Source organism: Stenotrophomonas riyadhensis (assembly GCF_040256885.1).
Taxonomy (GTDB): Bacteria; Pseudomonadota; Gammaproteobacteria; order Xanthomonadales; family Xanthomonadaceae; genus Stenotrophomonas; species Stenotrophomonas riyadhensis.
The window spans coordinates 214,618-236,615 of record NZ_CP155568.1 but is presented as its reverse complement, the minus strand read 5'-3'; the positions used below and the strand labels follow the sequence as shown (position 1 = coordinate 236,615).

19 protein-coding genes and 1 riboswitch are annotated in these 21,998 nt (G+C 67.3%); of the genes, 8 read left to right on the top strand and 11 right to left on the bottom strand.

Translation table 11 applies throughout. The features are described 5' to 3' along the window. Window positions 1-6 precede the first annotated feature (6 nt). Window positions 7-1,899, bottom strand: coding sequence for a patatin-like phospholipase family protein (locus tag SriyCCGPB3_RS01035; RefSeq protein ID WP_110710756.1), 1,893 nt, complete (start codon window positions 1,897-1,899; stop codon window positions 7-9). 194 nt (window positions 1,900-2,093) lie between these two features. Between SriyCCGPB3_RS01035 and SriyCCGPB3_RS01030 the strand changes: the two genes are divergently transcribed. The 4 genes from SriyCCGPB3_RS01030 (at window position 2,094) to pncA (ending at window position 6,511) form a co-directional block, all read left to right on the top strand. Then, a complete protein-coding gene (locus tag SriyCCGPB3_RS01030; protein WP_219635027.1) occupies window positions 2,094-3,143 on the top strand; it encodes a bifunctional nicotinamide-nucleotide adenylyltransferase/Nudix hydroxylase in 1,050 nt (349 codons plus the stop codon). A gap of 64 nt (window positions 3,144-3,207) precedes the next feature. Next, complete coding sequence (locus SriyCCGPB3_RS01025) at window positions 3,208-4,617, top strand: nicotinate phosphoribosyltransferase (RefSeq protein ID WP_153856740.1); 1,410 nt, start codon at window positions 3,208-3,210, stop codon at window positions 4,615-4,617. A 133-nt stretch (window positions 4,618-4,750) separates the two neighbouring features. Then, a riboswitch (cobalamin riboswitch) is annotated at window positions 4,751-4,980 on the top strand. Between the two features lie 161 nt (window positions 4,981-5,141). Further along, entirely contained in the window at window positions 5,142-5,828 is a 687-nt protein-coding gene (locus SriyCCGPB3_RS01020; RefSeq protein WP_350259748.1) for an epoxyqueuosine reductase QueH, read from the top strand. 56 nt (window positions 5,829-5,884) lie between these two features. Then, the gene (gene pncA / locus SriyCCGPB3_RS01015; RefSeq protein WP_350259747.1) at window positions 5,885-6,511 is read left to right on the top strand and encodes a bifunctional nicotinamidase/pyrazinamidase; all 627 of its coding nucleotides are present in this window, start codon (window positions 5,885-5,887) and stop codon (window positions 6,509-6,511) included. Window positions 6,512-6,622: 111 nt separating this feature from the next. On the opposite strand, the gene purU is transcribed toward pncA, so the two are convergent. Further along, on the bottom strand, window positions 6,623-7,474 hold the full coding sequence (purU, locus tag SriyCCGPB3_RS01010; RefSeq protein WP_032128205.1) for a formyltetrahydrofolate deformylase: 852 nt from the start codon (window positions 7,472-7,474) through the stop codon (window positions 6,623-6,625). Window positions 7,475-7,588: 114 nt separating this feature from the next. Here purU and SriyCCGPB3_RS01005 point away from each other — a divergent pair, with 114 nt between their 5' ends. Next, window positions 7,589-8,500, top strand: a complete 912-nt coding sequence (locus SriyCCGPB3_RS01005) for a LysR family transcriptional regulator (RefSeq protein ID WP_110710752.1) — start codon at window positions 7,589-7,591, stop codon at window positions 8,498-8,500. Between the two features lie 3 nt (window positions 8,501-8,503). Here SriyCCGPB3_RS01005 and SriyCCGPB3_RS01000 read toward each other — a convergent pair whose 3' ends face one another. From SriyCCGPB3_RS01000 to SriyCCGPB3_RS00990, 3 genes are all read right to left on the bottom strand, one after another. Further along, window positions 8,504-9,604: an NADH:flavin oxidoreductase/NADH oxidase gene (locus SriyCCGPB3_RS01000; RefSeq protein ID WP_110710751.1), complete on the bottom strand. Its 1,101-nt coding sequence runs from the start codon at window positions 9,602-9,604 to the stop codon at window positions 8,504-8,506. 174 nt (window positions 9,605-9,778) lie between these two features. After that, window positions 9,779-10,585: an NAD-dependent protein deacetylase gene (locus SriyCCGPB3_RS00995; RefSeq protein WP_164161773.1), complete on the bottom strand. Its 807-nt coding sequence runs from the start codon at window positions 10,583-10,585 to the stop codon at window positions 9,779-9,781. 56 nt (window positions 10,586-10,641) lie between these two features. Continuing rightward, complete coding sequence (locus SriyCCGPB3_RS00990) at window positions 10,642-11,043, bottom strand: acyl-CoA thioesterase (RefSeq protein ID WP_004153688.1); 402 nt, start codon at window positions 11,041-11,043, stop codon at window positions 10,642-10,644. Window positions 11,044-11,133: 90 nt separating this feature from the next. Between SriyCCGPB3_RS00990 and SriyCCGPB3_RS00985 the strand changes: the two genes are divergently transcribed. Beyond that, window positions 11,134-11,769 carry a LysE family translocator gene (locus tag SriyCCGPB3_RS00985; RefSeq protein ID WP_110710749.1) on the top strand — a complete coding sequence of 212 codons (636 nt, stop codon included), beginning with the start codon at window positions 11,134-11,136 and terminating at the stop codon, window positions 11,767-11,769. Between the two features lie 34 nt (window positions 11,770-11,803). On the opposite strand, the gene SriyCCGPB3_RS00980 is transcribed toward SriyCCGPB3_RS00985, so the two are convergent. From SriyCCGPB3_RS00980 to SriyCCGPB3_RS00970, 3 genes are all read right to left on the bottom strand, one after another. Next, window positions 11,804-12,436 (bottom strand): hypothetical protein, encoded by a 633-nt coding sequence (locus tag SriyCCGPB3_RS00980; RefSeq protein WP_180859430.1) that lies wholly within the window; start codon window positions 12,434-12,436, stop codon window positions 11,804-11,806. Between the two features lie 216 nt (window positions 12,437-12,652). Further along, window positions 12,653-13,672 (bottom strand): ribonucleotide-diphosphate reductase subunit beta, encoded by a 1,020-nt coding sequence (locus tag SriyCCGPB3_RS00975; RefSeq protein WP_008264781.1) that lies wholly within the window; start codon window positions 13,670-13,672, stop codon window positions 12,653-12,655. Between the two features lie 140 nt (window positions 13,673-13,812). Then, window positions 13,813-16,215 carry a ribonucleoside-diphosphate reductase subunit alpha gene (locus SriyCCGPB3_RS00970; RefSeq protein WP_075675636.1) on the bottom strand — a complete coding sequence of 801 codons (2,403 nt, stop codon included), beginning with the start codon at window positions 16,213-16,215 and terminating at the stop codon, window positions 13,813-13,815. Between the two features lie 552 nt (window positions 16,216-16,767). Between SriyCCGPB3_RS00970 and SriyCCGPB3_RS00965 the strand changes: the two genes are divergently transcribed. Then, window positions 16,768-17,604 (top strand): DUF2884 family protein, encoded by an 837-nt coding sequence (locus tag SriyCCGPB3_RS00965; protein WP_350259746.1) that lies wholly within the window; start codon window positions 16,768-16,770, stop codon window positions 17,602-17,604. Between the two features lie 75 nt (window positions 17,605-17,679). Here SriyCCGPB3_RS00965 and zapE read toward each other — a convergent pair whose 3' ends face one another. Both zapE and SriyCCGPB3_RS00955 read right to left on the bottom strand, forming a co-directional pair. Continuing rightward, window positions 17,680-18,780, bottom strand: a complete 1,101-nt coding sequence (gene zapE / locus SriyCCGPB3_RS00960; RefSeq protein WP_049429774.1) for a cell division protein ZapE — start codon at window positions 18,778-18,780, stop codon at window positions 17,680-17,682. Next, entirely contained in the window at window positions 18,777-19,448 is a 672-nt protein-coding gene (locus SriyCCGPB3_RS00955) for an alpha/beta hydrolase (protein ID WP_153856736.1), read from the bottom strand. The genes zapE and SriyCCGPB3_RS00955 overlap by 4 nt, the downstream gene beginning before the upstream one ends. Window positions 19,449-19,491: 43 nt before the next feature. Here SriyCCGPB3_RS00955 and SriyCCGPB3_RS00950 point away from each other — a divergent pair, with 43 nt between their 5' ends. Beyond that, entirely contained in the window at window positions 19,492-20,349 is an 858-nt protein-coding gene (locus SriyCCGPB3_RS00950; protein ID WP_110710743.1) for an EamA family transporter, read from the top strand. Window positions 20,350-20,409: 60 nt separating this feature from the next. On the opposite strand, the gene SriyCCGPB3_RS00945 is transcribed toward SriyCCGPB3_RS00950, so the two are convergent. Continuing rightward, the gene (locus SriyCCGPB3_RS00945; RefSeq protein ID WP_350259745.1) at window positions 20,410-21,855 is read right to left on the bottom strand and encodes an ExeM/NucH family extracellular endonuclease; all 1,446 of its coding nucleotides are present in this window, start codon (window positions 21,853-21,855) and stop codon (window positions 20,410-20,412) included. Window positions 21,856-21,998: the final 143 nt, after the last annotated feature.

The window sequence follows — 21,998 nt, the reverse complement described above, 5'->3', positions numbered from 1 at the left end:
CGGAGATCAGTAGATCGGCGTGACCTTCATCTGCGGCAGCGGACGCGGTGCGCCGTCAGTAAGGTCCGGGCCGAGGTCTTCCCAGGTACGTCCCTGCTCGACCATCAAGCCCCACAGCTGCTGCGAGGCCAGCCGCTTGTCTTCCGAGCCCAGCTTGTACGACGGTGGCGTCGGCTGGCCACTGGCAACCATCGCGTACGCTGCACGGTAGGCCAGTACCTGCTGCGCCGGGTCATCGGTACGCGCCACTTCCAGCGTGTAGCGCTGGTAGGCGGAGGCCAGGTTGCGCCAGCGGATCCAGTAATGGTTCTCGAACGAGAACGAACAGAAGCGTGCACCGGCCAGGCTGCCCTTGTCGGCGATGCGGGTCAGCACGTCCTGCGTCATGTCCAGGTTCATGCCGCCTTCGTCACCCTGCAGGCTGACGTGCACGATGCGGTCGCGGTAGCCCGGCGCGCGCGCCTGCAGCAGATCGCGCCAGTTCTGCATGGTCGCCACCACCGCGAACAGGAAGCGGCCCAGCTCGGCGGCCGCCAACGGCGTGGCGATCGACTGATAGGTGCGCTGCCAGCCGTGGCGGTTCTCGGTGGGCAGGAACACGGCATGTTCCAGCGCCTGGCGGCCACTGCTGCCGTGGCTCACGTCTTCGGCATGCTGCGGGTAAACCAGATTGATGGCGAAGGTTGGCCAGCGCGGCAACGCGGCATCGAACAGATGGATCGGGAAGTTGCTGCTGATGCCACCATCGGAGAACCAGCAGATGCGGAACGCGGTGATCACCGGTCCGCAGGTCTGCCCGGCACTGGTCAGCCCTTCCATGCTGTCGGCCACGTTGTGCTCCTGGTCGGCCGCAGGTGCGGTCGGTTCGCAGCGACGCTCGCGGCGCGAGGGCTCATGCAGCGGCACCGCACTGATCAGCAGCGGGAAGCTCAGGCTCATGCGCGTGGCCACCAGCACCGGCAGCTTCGGGCCCTGCGGCAGGTGGTAGTACCGGCGCCCTTCAACCTCCAGCGGCGGGCCGGCCTGCGTCACCAGCCACTGCACCACGCTGGCGGGAAACAGCTGCTCGAACTCCTCGCGCAGGAACCAGAACTGCGCGCCGCCCAGCGGCAACGTACGCGGCTCGTTGTGCGACACGCAGGTGGTGATCATCTGCAGGCTGATCGCATGCGGGCTGTCCGGCTCGCCGGCATAGCGCGGCGCATCGTGCAGGTCGGCGAACGTGAGCGGTGCATCCAGCGGCTTGCCGGACAACTGCTGCAGGCACGCGTGCAGCCACTCGGTCAACGCCGGCGTGCGTGCATCGCGGCCGAGGCCGCTGCACAGGCCCAGCAGATTGCGCCGCGCCACCCGCGCCACCCGCAGCGCGGCACCGGCCACGCCGGCACCGTACGCGCACAGCAGCGACGGCAGCAGCGTGGCGGCCACGCCGCTCCAGCCACCGCCCCACCAGCCCAGGCCGAGCAGCAGTGCCAACGACACCAGCACTTCCAGCGGCGCGATCTCGAATACGGCAACGGCCAGGCACAGCAGCTTGTGCGGCAGGCCGGCATTGCCGGTCAGCACCACCAGCAGCCGGTAGGCGGCGCGTGCGCCCCGTGCCGGCTGGAACAGGCTGTAGATGAAACCGCGCCGCGACAGCTGCGCCGACACCGCCGACAACCCGCCATAGCCGGCATCGCCGGGCAGGTGCTCGCCGGCCTGCTGGCGGCGATCACCGCATGCCGCCGCAGCCGCCACCGCCGCAGCGATGGCACCGGCCGAAGTGCCGCCGATGCTCTTGAAGCGGTACTCGCGCGCCAGCGCCAGCACCGCATTGGGGTACACGATGCCGCTGGTGATGCCGCCTTTCATGACCAGATCGCAGTACTTGTCCGCCACTGTCTTGCCCCCGAGCATGCCGTCCGCCGCGTGGGTGCCAGTATGGCGCAGAGGCTTCTCAGGGCCTGAGAACAGCAGCGCAGTCCCGGCACGAATCTTCGGCGTTCAGCGGAAGGCATGCCTGCAGGCTTGACCCGCCCCGCCATTGGCGTAGCATCCGCAGCAAGCCAAGGGACAGACCCGCGGCTGCCACAACGTCATGAGGGATTCTCATGGAATTCGACTATCTCGTCTTCATCGGGCGATTCGAGCCCTTCCACAACGGCCATGCCGCCGTTGCCCGCCTGGCCCTGAGCCGGGCCCGCAAGCTGATCTTCCTGGTCGGCTCTGCCGATACCCCCCGCAGCCTGCGCAACCCCTGGACCGTGGCCGAACGCGCCGTGATGATCCAGGCCGCCCTTGATGGCCACACCGACCGCCTGCTGATCCGCCCGCTGCGCGACCACCTGTACAACGAAGCGCAGTGGATCGCCAATGTGCAGCGCCAGGTGGCCGAAGCCCTGCGCAACGACGGTGCCGCCGCCGATGCAAAGGTGGGCCTGATCGGCATGGACAAGGACGCCTCCAGCTACTACCTGCGCGAATTCCCGCAGTGGCCGCTGGTGGACGTGCAGCATACCGCCACCCTGTCGGCCACCGAGCTGCGGCGCTACCTGTTCGAAGCCGGCGACGTCGACTTCCACGGCGCGCTGCTGATGCTGCGTGGCAATGTGCCGGCGCCGGTGTACGACATGCTCGAAGCGTTCCGCAGGAGCGCGCCTGCCTATGGCCAGCTGGTGGCCGAGTACCGCTTCATCGAACAGTACAAGGCCGCCTGGAAGGATGCGCCCTACGCGCCCACCTTCGTCACCACCGATGCGGTGGTGGTGCATTCGGGCCACGTGCTGCTGGTGCGTCGCCGTTCGGAACCCGGCAAGGGCCTGTGGGCGCTGCCCGGCGGCTTCGTCGGCCAGGAGCAGAGCCTGCTCGACAGCTGCCTGCGCGAACTGCGCGAGGAAACCCGGCTGAAGATTCCGCTGCCGGTGCTGAAGGGATCGCTGAAGGGCCAGCAGGTCTTCGACCACCCCGACCGCAGCCAGCGCGGCCGCACCATCACCCACGGCTTCCACTTCGAGTTTCCGGCCGGTGACCTGCCGCCGGTGCGCGGCGGCGACGACGCCGACAAGGCACGCTGGATCCCGGTGAGCGAAGCACTGGAGATGGGCCCGCAGCTGTACGAAGACCACCTGCACATCCTGGAGTATTTCCTCGGCCGCGGCTGACAGGCCCGGCTTTCCCACTGGCGGATAGACCGCCGGTGCCACCCGACGCGAAGGAGCTTCCGTCATGCATTACCTCGATAATCTTCTCCTCAACACCGACAGCTACAAGGCCAGCCACTGGCTGCAGTACCCGCCGGGTACCGATGCCACCTTCTTCTACGTGGAATCGCGCGGCGGCCTGCACGATCGCACGGTGTTCTTCGGCCTGCAGGCGATCCTCAAGGACGCCCTGGCAAGGCCGGTCACCCACGCCGACATCGACGACGCCGCTGCGGTGTTCGCCGCGCATGGCGAACCGTTCAACGAAGCCGGCTGGCGCGATATCGTCGACCGGCTTGGCGGCCACCTGCCGGTGCGCATCCGCGCCGTGCCCGAGGGCAGCGTGGTGCCCACCCACCAGGCGTTGATGACCATCGAATCGACCGATCCGGCCGCGTTCTGGGTACCGTCGTACCTGGAAACGCTGTTGCTGCGCGTGTGGTACCCGGTCACCGTGGCCACCATCAGCTGGCATGCACGGCAGACCATTGCCGCGTTCCTGCAGCAGACCAGCGACGACCCGCAGGGGCAGCTGCCGTTCAAGCTGCACGACTTCGGCGCGCGCGGTGTCTCGAGCCTGGAGTCGGCCGCGCTGGGCGGTGCCGCGCATCTGGTCAACTTCCTCGGCACCGATACCGTCTCGGCCCTGTGCCTGGCCCGTGCGCACTATCACGCGCCGATGGCCGGCTATTCGATTCCCGCCGCCGAGCACAGCACCATCACCAGCTGGGGCCGCGAGCGCGAGGTGGACGCCTACCGCAACATGCTGCGCCGGTTCGGCAAGCCCGGCGCGATCATGGCGGTGGTATCGGACAGCTACGACATCTACCACGCGATCAGCGAGCACTGGGGCACGACGCTGCGCGATGAAGTGATCGCCTCGGGCGCCACCCTGGTCATCCGCCCCGACTCGGGCGACCCGGTGGAGGTGGTGGCCGAAAGCCTGCGCCGGCTGGACGAAGCCTTCGGCCACACCTTCAACGGCAAGGGCTACCGCGTGCTCAACCACGTGCGGGTGATCCAGGGCGATGGCATCAATCCGGACACGATCCGGGCGATCCTGCAGCGCATCACCGACGACGGCTACGCCGCCGACAACGTGGCCTTCGGCATGGGCGGTGCACTGCTGCAGCGGCTGGACCGCGATACGCAGAAGTTCGCGCTGAAGTGCTCGGCCGCACGGGTGGACGGTGAGTGGATTGATGTCTACAAGGACCCGATCACCGACGCCGGCAAGACCAGCAAGCGCGGCCGCATGCGCCTGCTGCGGCGTCTGGATGACGGCAGCCTGCACACGGTGCCGCTGCCGGCCAACGGCGACGACACCCTGCCGGACGGCTTCGAGGATGCGATGGTGACCGTGTGGGAGAACGGCCGTCTGCTGCACGACCAGCGCCTGGACGACATCCGCACGCGGGCCGCTGCGGGGCATTGAAGGTGCATTCCGACCGGGGTCAGAGCCCGCTGCGTGGCAGCGGGATCCGACCCCTTCCTTCCGCTGGGGTCGGATCCCGTTGCAGCGCAACGGGCTCTGACCCCTGCGCTCTTGACCCGCGCCACCAATAGGTCCACTTTGCACACGCCGAAGGTATCCCTCCCATCGCTCCGGCGCGGGGAGGGATTTAAACGGGAATCCGGTGAAGGCGCCTCGCGCGCCCATTCCGGAGCTGCCCCGCAGCGGTGAATGGAAACGAATCCTGCCAACAGCACTGGGCTCACGCCTGGGAAGCGGCAGGTAGTAGGTGGGCTGCGGCCCGTGTCCATCAGCCCGAATACCGGCCCCGGCCGGGGGACACGACCGTCCCCTGACTCGACCTGGAATCTCCGCGGGGAGGTTGCCGGGGCCGTCGTCGTCCTGCGCATGCGGGCCGCGCGGCCGCGCGCGTCCTGTTCACGGTATCCGGCCAGACCTGTTCACCCACGCGCTGATGCATGGGCCACCGCCGTTGCCGGCGGTCCATGCGGTACCTGACGATGACCGAGCTCCAACGCCCTACCCTGACCCTGCCCGCCGACGGCACGCGCCTGCTGCTGCATTCATGCTGCGCGCCCTGTTCCGGCGAAGTGATGGAGGCGATCACCGCCTCCGGGATCGACTACGCGATCTTCTTCTACAACCCCAACATCCATCCGGTGAGGGAATACGAGCTGCGCAAGCAGGAGAACATCCGCTTCGCCGAGCAGCACGACATCCCGTTCATCGACTGCGACTACGACACCGACAACTGGTTCAGCCGTGCACGCGGCATGGAAAACGAGCCCGAGCGCGGCATCCGCTGCACGATGTGCTTCGACATGCGCTTCGAGCGCACCGCGCTGTATGCGCACGAGCACGGCTACGACACCATCAGTTCGTCGCTGGGCATCTCGCGCTGGAAGAACATGGCGCAGATCAACGACTGCGGCATCCGCGCCGCCTCGCGCTATGAAGGCCTGCAGTACTGGGACTACAACTGGCGCAAGGGCGGCGGTGCCAGCCGCATGATCGAGATCAGCAAGCGCGAGCAGTTCTACCAGCAGGAATACTGCGGCTGCGTGTACTCGCTGCGCGATGCCAACCGCCACCGCCGCGAGAATGGCCGCGAGCGGATCAAGATCGGCCTGCTGTACTACGGGCAGGACGCTGAGACGCCGCAGGGCGATTGACGTGCAGGCATGGGGCGGCCACGCTGGTCGCCCCTTGAGTTCGCGCTGGACCCACCATGACTGCCCTGCCCGCCGATGTCGCCCTGCTGGTGATCGACCTGCAGCCGGACTTCATGCCTGGTGGCGCGCTGGCCTGCGACCAGGGCGATGCGCTGGTGGCACCGATTGCCGATCTGCTGGCACAGCGCCGCTACCGCACCGTGGTGGCGACCCAGGACTGGCACCCCGCCGACCATGCCTCGTTTGCCAGCCAGCACGCCGGCCAGCGCCCGTTCGAGACCATCCTGCTGCACGCGCAGCCGCAGACCCTGTGGCCCGACCACTGCGTGCAGGGCAGCGCCGGTGCCGCGCTGCACCCGGGCGTGGACTGGACGGTGGCCGACATGATCCTGCGCAAGGGCACGCGCCAACAGGTGGATTCGTACAGCGCCTTCCGCGAGAACCACGGGCCCGACGGCGAGCGCCCAGCCACCGGCCTGGCCGGCTGGCTGCACGAACGCCGCATCCGCGAAGTGCATGTGTGCGGCCTGGCCCGCGACTACTGCGTGCTGTGGAGCGCGCAGGACGCGGTGAAGTCCGGCTTCCGGGTAAAGTTCCTGTGGGACCTGACCAAGCCGGTGACCGAGGCCAACGACGCGATGGTGCGCGAGACGCTGGGCAAGGCGGGGATCTCGATCATCTGAGCCACCACCGCCGGGCACGGCCCGGCGCTACCGGTAATCCGACCCGAAACGGTAGTGCCGGCCGCTGGCCGGCAGCCTCGGGATCTCTGCGGTGCCGGCCAGCGGCCGGCACTACCGGAACACGACTGTACGGTGCCCATTGAGCAGGATGCGGTGCTCCACATGGCGGCGCACGGCGCGGGCCAGCACCAGCGATTCGGTATCGCTGCCCAGCCGCACCAGCTCGCGCGGCGCCATGGCGTGGTCCACGCGGGCCACGTCCTGTTCGATGATCGGTCCTTCGTCCAGATCCTCGGTGACGTAGTGCGCGGTGGCGCCGATGATCTTGACCCCGCGCGCGTGCGCCTGGTGGTACGGCTGCGCGCCCTTGAAGCTGGGCAGGAAGCTGTGGTGGATGTTGATCGCTCGTCCGGCCAGCGCGCGGCACAGCGTGGGTGACAGGATCTGCATGTAGCGCGCCAGCACCACCAGGTCGATGCGTTCGCGCTCGACCAGGTCGATGATCTGCTGCTCCTGCACCGCACGCGTATCGGCGGTCACCGGCAGGTGGTGGAACGGTACCTGGTAGGACGCAGCCAATGGCGCGAAGTCGGCGTGGTTGGACGCTACTGCGGCAATGTCCACCTTCAGCTGGCCGCTGTGGGCACGGAACAGCAGGTCGTTGAGGCAGTGCCCCTGCTTGCTGACCAGCACCAGCAGGCGTGCGCGGCGGCGGCCATCATGCAGCTGCCAGTCCATGCCGAAGCCGGCGGCGAGCGTGGCCATGGCGGCGTGCACGGTCTCCAGCGGCAGGCCGGCATCGCGATCGAAATGCACGCGCAGGAAGAAGCGGCCGCTCTCCTCGTCACCGAACTGCTGGGCGTCGAGAATGTTGCAGCCGTGGTCGAACAGCAGGCCGGATACGCGGTAGACGATGCCGGTACGGTCGGGGCAGGACAGGGTGAGGATGGAATCGGGGCGCATCGCCCGAGTGTAGGGCAGCAGCCTGTCCTCGGGATCGATGGTCACCGATGCAACCGACCTGCTTGGTTCAGTCCCAAGCGATACTTGGGTTTCTCCATGGCAAGCTGGTCGGTCATGAACCTGTTGCAACTGATCCGCAGCTTCACCCGCACCGCAGAGACCGGCAGCATTGCCGCCGCGGCCCGCATCCTTGGCATCAGCGCCACCGCAGTCGGCCAGAACATCAACCGGCTGGAGGCGCATCTGGGCGTACGGTTGCTGAACCGAAGTACGCGGCAGCTGGCGCTCAGCGAGGCTGGCGCGCTGTACCTGGCGCAGGTGCGCCACATCGAAGCCGACCTGGCGCGTGCACAGGCGATGGTCACCTCCGGTGACATCGAACCGGCCGGGCCGCTGCGCATCGCCAGCAGCAGCGCGTTCGGCCGCCACGTGCTGGCACCGTTGCTGCCGTCACTGCAGCAACGCTACCCGCAGCTGCAGCTGGAACTGCGGCTGACCGACCGTGCCGTGCAGCATGGTCCAGAGGCGGTGGATGCCAGTATCCGCATCGGCGCGCAGCTGGAAGACGGTGTGGTCGCGCGGCAGCTGGCGCGCGTGCCGTTCGTGTTCTGCGCCTCGCCGGCCTATCTGAAGGCACACGGCACCCCGCAGCAGCCATCCGACCTGGGCGGCCATCGCGGGCTGCTGCATCGCTTCCCCACCGATGGCCGGCCGCTGCGCTGGGGCCTGCTGAAGGACGGTCAGCGCGTGGACGCCGCGCTGCCGCCGAGCATGGTCTGCGATGACATCGACGCGCTGGCGACGCTGGCGGCGGCCGGCGCCGGCATCACCCGGCTGGCTGCATTCGTGGCCGAGCCGTACCTGCGCGATGGCCGCCTGCAGGCGGTGTTCGGCGCCGACACGACGTGGCGCCCGGAGCCGATGGAAGTCTATTTCTGCGTCAGCGACCGCCGCGATTTCACTGCCAAGATCCGCGCGCTGTTCGAGCACCTGCAGGCCGGCATGGCGCCGGCCTGGCGGGTGTGAGCCTCAGCGCGCCTTGAACACGCCGCGCGCATCGCGCGGCTCGCAACGCAGGTACTGCGGCGCCGGTTCCACGCTGTCGCGCAATGCGGCGGCGGCATGCCACGGCCAACGCGGGTCGTAGAGGATGCCGCGCGCCAGGGCCACGGCATCGGCGTGGCGATGGCGCAGGATCGATTCGGCCTGCTCCGGTTCGGTGATCATGCCCACGGCGATGACCGGCATGCGCACCTTGGCCTTGATCGCCGCTGCGAACGGCACCTGATAGCCCGGGCCGACGGTGATCTTCTGGCGCTCGTCGAGGCCGCCGCTGGAGACATGCAGGAAGTTGCAGCCACGCGCGTCCAGCACCTGGGCCAGGGCCTCGCTCTGCACCAGGTCCCAGCCGCCATCGACCCAGTCGCTGGCGGAAATGCGCACGCCCACGGCGACCTTGTCGGACACCGCCGCACGCACCGCATCAAACACCTCCACCAGCAGGCGCAGGCGGTTCGGCAGCGAGCCACCGTAGCCATCGGTGCGGCGGTTGCTCAGCGGCGACAGGAACTGGTGCAGCAGGTAACCGTGCGCGCCATGCAGTTCGATCAACTCGAAGCCCAGGCGCTCGGCGCGCACCGCACTGGCGGCGAAGGCGGCGATGACCTCGGCGATGCCGGCTTCGTCCAGTTCCTGCGGTGCCGGATCGGCGGCATGGAACGGCAGCGGCGACGGCGCCACGGTGGCCCAGCCACGCGCATCGTCGGCCGGCAACTGGCCACCACCGTCCCAAGGACGCCTCACCGAGGCCTTGCGGCCGGCATGGCCCAGCTGGATGCCCAGCGGCATCGGCGACCAGCGGCGCACGCTGGTCAGCACCTGTGCCAGCGCGGCCTCGGTGCCGTCGTCCCACAGGCCCAGGTCGGCCCAGCTGATGCGGCCGCGCGGTTCGACCGCGGTGGCTTCCAGAATCAGCAGGCCGGCGCCGGACTGCGCCAGGTTGCCCAGGTGCATGGCGTGCCAGTCGCTGGCGCGGCCATCTTCGGCGGAGTACTGGCACATCGGCGCGATGACGATGCGGTTGGACAGGGTCAGGGGGCCGAACGAGATCGGCGAAAACAGCTGGGTCACGGCGATGCGGGGGTCAGGCGGATGGAGGGGGCGTATTGCACCGCCGCACGGCCTGCGAATCAACCGTCTGGATGGATCGCTGTTTCGCGGGGGCGGGTTCTCGGTAGAGTCGACTGCCAGTCGACTGCTTTTCCAACGGCGGCGAAAAGCCCGCGCTGCACGCGATAGCAGACTCTATCCAGCGATAACCGACGCCAGCGCTTCAGCGCAGTCCCGCTCATCCTTGAACAACAGCAGGTCGTCGGCACGGGTACGGCCACGGTTCAGCGCCGCCACCGGCAGCCCTGCCCTGGCCGCCGCCTGCACGAAGCGGAAGCCGGAATAGACCATCAGCGACGACCCCACCACCAGCACCGCATCAGCCTGCTGCAGATGATCGTGCACCGCCGCCACCCGCTCGCGCGGCACGTTTTCGCCGAAGAACACCACGTCGGGCTTCAGCAGGCCGCCGCAGTGCGGACAGTCGGGCACCACGAACGTGGAAAAATCGGTCTCCAGATCGGCATCACCATCGGGCGCGATGCCTGCCTCCAGCGCGTCCCAGCCGGGATTGGCGTCCAGCAGGCGCTGCTGGAAGTCCTCGCGGCCACTGCGACGCTCGCAGCCCATGCAGCGCACCAGATCCAGGCGGCCATGCAGGTCGATCACGTTGTGACTGCCGGCGCGCTGGTGCAGGCCGTCCACATTCTGGGTCAGCAGCAGCTGCAGCTTGCCCCGGCTTTCCAGCGCGGCCAGGGCCTGGTGGGTGCCGTTGGGCCGGGCCAGGCCGAAGCGTGGCCAACCCAGCAGGCTGCGCGCCCAGTAGCGCTGGCGGGTGGCCGCCTCGCCCATGAAGGCCTGGTAGGTCACCGGCGGCGTGCGTTTCCACTGGCCGTCGGTATCGCGGTAATCGGGAATGCCCGAGGCGGTGCTGCAGCCGGCGCCGGTCAGCACGAACAAGCGCTGGGCGCGGTCGATGAAGTCGGTCAGCGGTGGGGTCATGGCTGCCAGATGGGGGCGCGCAAGCGCCCCCGCAAGCGCCGGTTCAGTCGGCGGGCTCAGGCCGCCGGCAGCGGCGGCACCGCGATCGGATGGCCTTCCTCGTCCAGCGCGATCATCACGAAGTGGCCGCGGGTGCACAGCTTGCGCTCGCCGCTGTGCAGGTCTTCAGCGACCAGTTCGACCTCGACCTTCATCGAGCTGCGGCCGACTTCGACGATGCGGCCAATGGTTTCCACCATCTGGCCGATGCGGATCGGCAGCTTGAAGTCGACCTGGTCGCTGCGCGCGGTCACCACGGTGCGGCGCGAGTAGCGGGCGGCCGCCAGGAACGCGGCCTTGTCCATCCACGCCAGCGCCTGGCCACCGAACAGGGTGCCGAGGTGGTTGGTGTGGTTGGGGAAGACGATTTCGGCCATGCGCACTTCGGTGGGCGGCACGGTCTCGGGGATCGGGGTCATGGGGGTGCTTCGGTGTGGGGTACGGCGATTTTAAGCCAGGCCCCGTGCAGGCGGCGCTACACTGCGCCACGCCCCCTGCCAGGATTGCCCATGCCCGCCACCTCCGACCTGTTGGCCTTTGCGCTGGTTTCGCTGGCGATGGTGCTCACGCCCGGGCCGAACATGATCTACGTCATCTCGCGCTCGATCTGCCAGGGGCCGACCGCTGGCCTGATCTCGCTGGCTGGCGTCGCGCTGGGCTTCGTGTTCTACATGCTGTGCGCGGCGCTGGGCATCACCGCCCTGCTGATGACCGTACCGTTCGCCTACGACGCGCTGCGCATCGGTGGCGCGCTGTACCTGCTGTACCTGGCCTGGCAGGCGCTCAAGCCCGGTGGCCGTTCACCATTTGCGGTACGCGACCTGCCGCAGGACAGCCCGCGCAAGCTGTTCACGATGGGCTTCCTGACCAATCTGCTGAACCCGAAAGTGGCGGTGATGTACCTGTCACTGCTGCCGCAGTTCCTGCATCCGGACGGCGAAGGCAGCGTGCTGATGCAGTCGATCGTGCTGGGTTCCACCCAGATCGCGGTGAGTGTGACCGTGAACGGCATCATCGCGCTGACCGCTGGCAGCATCGCCGGCTTCCTGGCCGCGCGCCCGACCTGGCAGGTGGTGCAGCGCTGGCTGATGGGCACGGTGCTGGCCGGGCTGGCGGTGCGCATGGCGGTGGAAGGGCGGCGGTAGCGGCGGACGGGACGCTTGCCTGATCGCTGCGGGCTTACTCGGCCGACCAATGCGTATGGTCACCGATCAGGATTGCATCAAGCCGTCCTGTTGTGCCGTACACGAAGTCATAGTCCATCTGCTTGTACCAGCTTGTCGCCATGATTGAACTTCTGGAGATCCTGCTGCCAAGCAGCTGGTCGGATCTCACTGCCCATTGATGAGGCGGGTTCGCAGATACGTAATGTACGGCATCGCTTTGCCTGATCACTCTGGTCAGTGACATCAACCTGTTGCGGTGCTTCTCGTTATCGAAAAGGTGGCAGCTCACGATCATGTCACCGCTGATGAATCTCACCAGCTCCCCATAGCGTTCAACATCCGCATCCAGCCGGCGGATCTCGATGATCGGCAACCCGCCTCCATCAAGCCCATGCTTCACCAGGCGCTTGGAGTTCAATTCCTTCCGCGTCGGCTCGCGAAGCACACGCCCCTTCGTCTCCAGAACGCTGGGAACAAGATGCTCATAGGGAACAAGCTCCAAGGCCTCGCCCACGGAGTACTTCCAATCGACGACCTTGTCCCTGCACGCCGAAAGTGCCGATTCCATTGCCGCGGCGAATGAATGGAACTCCTCCCTGAGCGCGGCAAGATGGCCATTCAAAAATTCGCTTTCGACGATCAACATCCTGTACTCCACCAGAGTCGACACTGGGCCATGATCGACCATCAATGCAGATTATGCCCTTGCGCGCCACACGCGTGAGTCGAGCATGGCGCGACTCTACACAGGCGCGCGCGAAGCCGGCCGGTGGCGCCGGGCCATGCCCGGCGAGCGCAGCAAGCACAAAAAAACCCCGGCGCTGGCCGGGGTTTCTCGTTGCGACAGGCCTGACCGGTTCGATCAGAAGTTCATGTCGAAGGCGACTTCGCCCTGCACGCCGACCTGGTAGGCCGAGACGCGGCGTTCGAAGAAGTTGGTCAGCTCCTGCACGTCCTGCAGCTCCATGAACGGCAGCGGGTTGCGCACGTTGTACTTCTTCTCCATGCCCAGCTTGGCGAAGTGCTGGTCGGCGCAGTGCTGCAGGTACTGGCGCATGTCACGGGTCGAGATGCCGGCCACGCCACCGGACAGCACGTCCTCGGCGAACTGCACTTCGCATTCGATGGCTTCGGCCAGCATGTCGTAGACCTGCTGCTTCATCTCGTCGTCGAACAGGTCCGGCTCTTCCTCACGTACCACGCGCACCGACTCGAACGCGAACTCCATGTGCGCGCTTTCGTCGCGGAACACCCAGTTGGTGCCCGAGGCCAGGCCCGGCAGCAGGCCGCGCGAACGGAAGTAGTACACGTAGGCGAACGCAGCAAAGAAGAACAGGCCTTCGATGCACGCAGCGAAGCAGATCTGGTTGAGCAGGAACTGGCGACGCTCGGCACGGGTCTCGATGCGCTTCAGGTCCTGGATCGAGTCGATCCACTTGAAGCAGAAATCGGCCTTCTTCTTGATCGAGTCGATGTTCTCCACCGCGGCGAAGGCTTTGACGCGCTCTTCCGGATCCGGCAGGTAGTTGTCGAGCAGGGTCAGGTAGAACTGCACGTGCAGCGCTTCTTCATACAGCTGGCGCGACAGGTACATGCGCGCTTCGGGCGCGTTCAAGTGCTGGTACAGGTTCAGCACCAGGTTGTTGGAGACGATCGAGTCGCCGGTGGCGAAGAACGCGACCAGGCGGTGGATCAGGTGGCGCTCACCCGGCGACATCTTGCTGTGCAGGTCGGTGATGTCGATCTGGAAGTTGATCTCTTCCACCGTCCAGGTGTTCTTGATCGCATTCCGGTACATGTCATAGAACTGCGGGTAGCGCATCGGGCGCAGAGTCAGTTCAAAACCGGGATCGAGCAGCATCTGCTTGGGCTTGTCGGCCATGGGTGTTTCCTTGTCTTCTCGGGTCAAAACGCCGGGCATGGCCCGGCGCTACCTTGGTGTTTTCTGCAGTCGAGCATGGCTCGACTCTACAAAGGGGTGTGCCGGCCAACGGCCGGCACTACCGCGCGGCGGTGCCGCTCTTACTGGCAAGCCTCGCAGGCTTCCGGGTTTTCCAGCGAGCAGGCGATGGCTTCGTCCGGGCTGAACACCTTGGCCGGGGCCGCAGCGCTGACCGTGGTCTTGGCGATCTTGGTGGCCGGGCGCGAACGCAGGTAGTAGGTGGTCTTGATGCCCTGCTTCCAGGCGTACATGTACATGGAGGACATCGCGCCGATGTTCGGGCTTTCCATGAACAGGTTGAGCGAGGCCGACTGGTCGATGAAGGCACCACGCTCGGCGGCCATGTCGATCAACGAACGCATCGGCAGTTCCCACGCAGTGCGGTAGACCTCGCGCAGCGTTTCCGGAATCTGTGCCACGCCCGCGATGGAGCCTTCGGCCAGCTTGATGGCATCGCGCATTTCCGGCGTCCACAGGCCCAGCTTCTTCAGCTCGTTGACCAGGTAGCGGTTGACCTGCAGGAAGTCACCGGACAGGGTCTCGCGCTTGAACAGGTTGGACACCTGCGGCTCGACGCACTCGTAGCAGCCGGCGATCGAGGCGATGGTCGCGGTCGGGGCGATCGCGATCATCAGCGAGTTGCGCAGGCCGTGTTCCTTGATGCGGGCACGCAGGGCATCCCAGCGCTCGGCATCTTCCGGCACCACGTTCCAGGCGTCGAACTGCAGTTCGCCACCGGCGGCGCGGGTGTCGTTGAACGACGGGTGCTTGCCGCGTTCCTGGGCCAGCTCGCAGGAGGTTTCCAGCGCGTGGAAGTAGATCGCTTCGGCGATCTTCTTCGACAGGGCGCGGGCTTCGGCGCTGTCGAACGGCAGGCGCTTGCGGAAGAACACGTCCTGCAGGCCCATGCAGCCCAGGCCGACCGGACGCCAGCGCAGGTTGGCGCGGCGGGCGGTTTCGATCGGGTAGAAGTTCAGGTCGATGACGCGGTCGAGCTGGCGCACGGCCAGGCGCACGGTCTCGGCCAGCTTCTCGAAGTCGAACTCGTTGTGCTCGTCGAAGTGGTTGCCCAGGTTGATCGAACCCAGGTTGCACACCGCGGTTTCATCGTTGGAGGTGACTTCCAGGATCTCGGTGCACAGGTTCGACAGGTGGATCACGTTGCCGGCGCGCAGGGTCTGGTTGCTGGCGCGGTTGCACTTGTCCTTGAAGGTCATCCAGCCGTTGCCGGTCTCGGCCAGCGTACGCATCATGCGGGCATACAGCTTGCGCGCGGAGATGGTGCGGTTGGCCTTGCCCTGGGCTTCGGCCTGCAGGTAGGCCTGCTCGAAGGCTTCGCCGAACAGGTCGGTGAACTCCGGCACGACGCGCGGATCGAACAGCGACCATTCCTGGTCGGCCTCGACGCGCTTCATGAACAGGTCCGGCACCCAGTTGGCCAGGTTCAGGTTGTGCGCACGGCGGGCTTCGTCACCGGTGTTGTCACGCAGCTCGAGGAAGTCCTCGATGTCGGCGTGCCAGGTTTCCAGGTACACGCAGGCCGCGCCCTTGCGCTTGCCGCCCTGGTTCACCGCAGCCACCGACGAATCCATGGTCTTCAGCCACGGCACGATGCCGTTGGAGTGGCCGTTGGTCGACTTGATCAGCGAACCACGCGAACGCACGCGGGTGTAGCTGACGCCGATGCCGCCGGAGAACTTCGACAGCTGGGCGATGTCGCCGTACTTGGAATAGATCGACTCCAGCGAGTCCTGCGGCGAATCCAGCAGGAAGCACGAGGACAGCTGCTCGTGGGTGGTGCCGGAGTTGAACAGGGTCGGGCTGGACGGCAGGTAATCCAGATTGCCCATGCGCTTGTACAGCGCCAGGGTCTCGGACACGTCCTCGCTCAGTGCGCTGGCAATGCGCAGGAAGAACTGCTGCGGGGTCTCGATCACCTTGCGGGTGTGCGGGTGGCGCAGCAGGTAACGGTCGTACAGGGTACGCAGGCCGAAGTAATCGAAGTTCAGGTCCAGCGCGCCGTCGATGGCGTCGTTGAGCTTGCGCGCATTGGTCTGCACGAAGTTCAGCAGGCGGTCGTTGATCAGGCCGACTTCATGGCCACGGCTGACCGACTGCGAGAAGGCGTAGATTTCCTGGCCCGAGACTTCCTTGGCGATGTAGTTGGCCAGCAGGCGCGCAGCCAGGCGGCCGTACTCGGGCTCTTCACCGATCAGCAGGGCGGCGGTGCGGATGGACAGTTCGTCCAGCTCGCGGGTGGTGGCACCGTTGTACAGGCCGGAAATGGTACGGGTGGCCACGCGCATCGGATCGACGGCGTGCAGGCCTTCGGAGGAACGCTGCACCGCGCGCACGATCTTGTTCAGGTCCACCAGTTCGGTGGTCCCATTGCGCTTGGTCACACTCATCGCGTTGGCCGTCGGCGGCGACGTCAACAGGAATTCGCTTTCCTTCTCGATGGTGGCGCTGGATTCGGTGCTCACGGCGTGTGTCCTCTTGGCGTGATTGGGGGTGCTCGATGCATCGGGTGACGCAGCCCGGGACATGACAGCCCAGGATGGCAGGACGGCGTCGCAGGGGATGAGACCCTGCGCCTGCCACTGCCGTTGACGATCGCGGATGGGTACCCCGGGCACCCCCTGGAATTGGGGTTGCTGCGACCGACGGCCACAAGATAGTGGGGGTAATTGGGTCCGTCAACGCCAAATGTAGTGAAATTCGGCAATCCCTTGCGCCGCAAGGATCGTGCCATCGGCGCCCGGATCAGACGCTTCAGACCTGCCGGAACGGGCTGCGCAGTCAAGCCCGAAAGGCGTCATCGCGGTGGTACAACGCCGCGCGGAAACGGAACAATGACAGCTTCACATGACAGTGATGAAGCTGGCTAGGGACAACCCTGTGGATAGGTGGTGGGCAGCCGGTGGGAAAGCCGGTATGGCCGGACGAATCGCCATCGCGCAGTGACTTTCGGCGGGTGACGGCGCCTGCCGAACGCGGGATGCTGGGGTCCTGCAATGACCGGAAAGGATTCCACCATGCGCCTGTCAGCACCCGCCTTGGCCCTGCTGGCTGCTGTGGTCACCGTACCTGCAATTGCCGCTGACACCCCGAAGCTGCGCGCGGACCAGTGCGGTATCCACACCGACTATGACGTGCTGGTGGACAGCGGTGGCATCTGGCTGCGGCATGGCCCGCAGGCACCGCACGAGGTGGTGTTCCACGATGGCGTGCTGAGCCTGGACGACACGGTCGTGCCGGTCAGCGAGGCCGACGCCGCCCGCCTGCGGCAGATGGAGGCCGGTGCGCGCCAGCTGATGCCGGCGGCCACCGCGCTGGCCCATGAAGTGAGCGGGTTGAGCTTCGACGTGCTCGACGGGGTCTATGAGAGCCTCACCGGCACCGCCAACAGCCGCAAGGTCCGGCGCCTGCGCCGGCAGGCCGATGACTGGATCGGCGGCACGCTGGGCAAGGGCTACTGGGAACAGGCGGTGTTCGGGCCGGGCTTCGAGGCCAAGGTGCAGGACATGGCCGAGTCGCTGTCCGCGTCCATCGCCCGCAGCGTGCTGTGGCAGGTGTTCACCGGCCGCAGCGATGCGATGGAGGCACGCGCCGACCGTCTGGACGCGCGGATGGAACAGCAGCTGGAAGGCCGCGCCGAACGCATCGAGGCCCAAGCACAGTCGCTTTGCCCGCTGGTGCAGTCGCTGGCCGACACTCATGACGCGCTGGAAGTGCGCTACCAAGGCCAGCCACTGCGGCTGCTGGAGCGCGGCGAGAGCGTACGGGTAGAGCACGGCGATGGCTCGGGCCTGCATGTGTCGGCCGGGCCGGATGAGCGGCCGCGTGGGAACGCCGTGGCGCCGACCCGGTAACCGCGCGGCGGATGCCGGCCAGCGGCCGGCACTACCGGAACCCTGGCCGGCAACGCATTTACCTGGGTGGCGCCCTCACGCCCGGTGCGGGGTACCCAGGTACTCGGCGCTCTGCATTTCGATCAGGCGCGAGGCGGTGCGCTCGAACGCGCCCTGCAGGCGCTGGCCGGTGTACAGCTCGATCGGCGAGGTGCTGGCGGTGCAGACCAGGTTGACGTGGCGGTCGTACAGTTCGTCGATCAGGTTGACGAAGCGGCGCGCGGCATCTTCGTTCAAACGATCGAAGGCGGGAATGCCGCCCAGCAGCACGGTGTTGAACTCGTGCGCGATCTCGATGTAGTCCGACGGGCCACGCGGGCCTTCGCACAACGCGGCGAAATCGAACCAGGCGATGCTCTTGCCACGGCCGCGCACCGGGATCTTGCGGCCTTCGATCTCGATGTTGCCGGGCTTGGCCGGCTGGCCGCCGCTCAGTTCGTTCCAGCGCGTGGCCAGCCAGTCATCACTGTCGGCGGCCAGCGGTGCGCGGTACACCGGCGAGCGGGTCAGCGCGCGCATGCGGTAGTCCTCGGTACCCTCGGCGTACAGCTCGACGCAGAAGCGCTGCAGCAGGCCGATGGCCGGCAGGAAGCTCTCACGCTGCAGGCCATTGAGGTACAGGTTCTCCACCGCCGTGTTGGAGGTGGTGACCAGGGTCACGCCTTCGGCGAACAGGCGCTCCAGCAGCCGTGCCAGCAGCATCGCATCGCCGATGTCGGTGACGAAGAACTCGTCCAGCACCAGCACGCGCAGGTTGCTGCGCCATTCCTGGGCGATCTTCGCCAGCGGATCGCTCTGCCCCTGGTGCTCGCGCAGGCGCTCGTGGACGCTGCGCATGAAGCGGTGGAAATGCGTGCGGTACTTCTGCTTGATCGGCAGGCCGTCGTAGAACAGGTCGACCAGGAAGGTCTTGCCACGGCCGACGCCGCCCCAGAAATACAGGCCCTTGACCGGCTCGGGCTTCTTCCAGAACGAGGACAGACGGTCCAGCCAACCGTCCTCGGCACTGTCCAGCAGGCCCAGGTGGATGCGGTCCAGCTCGGCCAGCGCCGCGTGCTGGGCCGGGTCGTTCTGCCAGTCGCCACGGGCAACCCCTTCCGCGTACCGCTGCGACGGGGTCAACTCGGTTGCACTCATGCCGCCGCGCCCAGCCAGTGCTTGACGCCGTGGGTCAGCGCGCCGCGCAGGTCGATCAGCTTGCGGTGGAAGAAATGGCTGGTTTCGGGCATGCGCACCAGCTCATGCGGGACGTCCAGCGTGTCCAGCCATTGGTAGACGGCCTGCGGATCGACGATCTCATCCTGCTCGCCCTGGATCACCAGCCAGCGGGCCGGCGGCGCGATGCCATCGAAATCCCAGCGGCCGGCCGGCGGTGCGATCGAGATCAGCGCTTCCGGCTGCAGCGCGGCAGCGGCCTTCAACGAAACGAACGCGCCGAAGCTGAAACCGGCCAGCCACAGGCGGTCGTCGGGGCGCTGGCTCTGCACCCAGGCGGCGACGGCTTTCAGGTCGTCCTGCTCGCCCACGCCGTGGTCGAACTCGCCTGCCGAACCGCCGACGCTGCGGAAGTTGAAGCGCACCGTGGCGATGCCCAGCTCGCGCAGGGTGGTGGCGGTCATGGTGACCACCTTGTTGTGCAGGGTGCCGCCTTCGGTGGACAGCGGATGGCAGATGATGGCCACGATCGGCTGCGCCGGCACATCGGCCTTGGGCAGGTCGACGACGACTTCCAGCGGGCCGGCCGGGCCGGCCAGTTCGAGGCAGGCGGTTTCGCCGGGGGCGACGGGGAACGAAGGCTTGTGCATGGCACCATGATACCGTCCCCCGCCCCTGCCCTGTGCCCGCCCCATGCTCTACCTGTCCTTGGCCGTGATCTGCAGCGTGCTGGTTTCGGTGTTGTTGAAGGTGGCCGGACGCCGCCAGCTGGATGTTTCACAGATGGTCACCTGGAACTATCTGGTGGCGGCAACGCTCACCGCCGTGGTGCTGCAGCCGCCGCTGGATGCGCTGCGCGCGCCGCATGCGCCGTGGCTGTCGCTGCTGGCACTGGCGGTGGTTCTGCCGTCGATCTTCCTGGTGCTGGGCCGCGCGGTGGCGGTGGCTGGCATCGTCCGCAGCGACGTGGCACAGCGCTTGTCGCTGCTGCTGTCATTGGCCGCCGCGTTCCTGTTCTTCGGCCAGACTGCGACGCCGTGGAAGCTGGCCGGTCTCGGCCTGGGCCTGCTGGCGATGGTGGCGATCAGCCTGCGCCCGCGCGGCCCGGCCGTGGCGTCCTCACCCGGCGGCTGGGGCTGGCTGCTGGGCGTATGGGCCGGGTTCGCGGTGGTCGACGTGCTGCTCAAGCAGGTGGCGCTGTCCGGCACGCCGTCAATGGCGGCGGTGCTGGCCAGCTTCAGCGTGGCCTTCGTGCTGATGCTGGCACTGCAGCTGTGGCGGCACGCCAGTGGCCGCAGCCGGTTGGCCTGGCGCAACCTCGGTGCGGGCGCGCTGCTGGGCCTGCTCAACGGCGGCAACATTCTTTTCTATGTGCACGCGCATCAGTCCATGCCGGACAGCCCGGCCACCGTGTTCGCCGGCATGAACATCGGCGTGGTGGTGCTGGGCGCGCTGGTGGGCGTGTTCGCCTTCGGCGAGGCCACCACGAAGTGGAACCGCGCCGGCCTTGCACTGGCGGTGCTGGCGATCGGGTTGATCGCCTGGGGGTGAGCGCGGCCTCGGGGTCGGATCCCATTCCGTTGGAATGGGATCCGACCCCGGCGCTGGGCGTTATCTGTCGAAACCCAGCAGCAGCGGATCGTGGTCGGAGCTGCGCCACGGGCCCTGCACGTTGCGGCCCTGGTAGCCGCTGGCGTCCTGCTCGTCGGCGTTGCTGTGCCATTCGGCGGCGCCACGCAGGCGCTTGGCCATGCCCGGGTTCAGCAGCGCGTGGTCGAGGCGGCCGGTATAGCCGTTGTAGACGTAGCTGTAGGGATGCTCGACCTTGGCGACCTTGAACGCGTCCTGCCAGCCCAGCTCATGCAGGGTGCGGATGGGGTCTTCCATCGCGTAGGCGTTGAAGTCACCCAACAGCACCGCGTCCTTGGCACCGGTACCGGTCGGATCGGTCTGCAGCCAGGCGTGCAGCTGCTGCGCCGAGGTCACCCGGGTGGCGTTCCAGCAGCCCTGGTTGTCGTTGTGGTCGGCGTCGGCACCGGCCGCGTCGCGGCAGCCCTTCGACTTGAAATGGTTGGCGACCACCACGAACGGTGCACCGTGCTTGCCCTGGAAGGCCTGCGCCAGCGGCACACGGCTGTGCTCGACGAACGGGCCGCCAGTCAGCGTGGCCGGCGTGCCCACCGGCTGCAGGCGCGTGCTGCGGTAGATGATGCCGACCCGGATCGGGTTGTCGCCGGGGCCATTGCCGGCGTCGACGAAGCGCCAGTCGCCCTGCGCGCCGCGATCGCGGTTGAGCGCGTCGACCAGTTCGGCGATGGCCGACTGCGGACCGTAGCCGTCGTTCTCCAGCTCCATCAGCGCGGCGACGTCGGCACCCAGCGCGTTGACCGTGGTGACCAGCTTGGCCACCTGCGCCTTGTGCTCGTCCAGCGTGCGCGCGCCGCGCAGGGTCGGGAAGCCACCGCCCTGGCCATCACCGTTGAAGAAGTTCTCCAGGTTGAAGGCCGCCACGTGCAGGCTGCCCGGCACCTGGGGTACCGCGGGGCGCTTCAGTTCCGTCAGCTTCAGCACACCTTCGACCTGCAGGCGCGGACGGCCCTGCGCGTCCACGTGCACCACGCCTTCCACATTGCGCAGCTGCATGCCGGTGCGCAGCACCGGGTTGGCCGGCAGGTAGGCCACGCTGGCCGGGTCGCGGGCTTCGCTGCCGTCGTCCAGCAGCAGGCGGCGACGCTGGTTGTCGGCCATCACCTGCTCATAGCCGGCAGTACCCGGCGCAGCCACTTCGGTCGGCTGCCAGAGGCGGCCATCGAAGGCCACGGTGAGCTGGCCGAAGCGTTCCAGGCCATCGGTACCGGCCAGGGTGAGCGGTGCGGCGATGCGCACGCGCTGGCCATCCAGCGCACGCCAGTCGGCCGGCGCGGTGGTCAGCACCACGATGGCGCTGCTGCGCGCGGCGGGGGTGGTCGCGACCGGTGCGGCCTGCGGCTGGGCCTGGGCAAAGGCGCTGGCCGGCAGCAGCAGGGTCAGGGCAAGAGCGAGGGAGCGGCGGCGCATCGACGGGCGATTCCTTGGAAGAGGGCGCACAGACTAACCCTGAAATGCGAAACCCCGCCTGCGGGCAGGGTTTTGACCTTGGTGGGCAAAGCCTGGGTCGTGCCGGCCGCAGGCCGGCAACCTCATGACCTTCGTGCGATGCG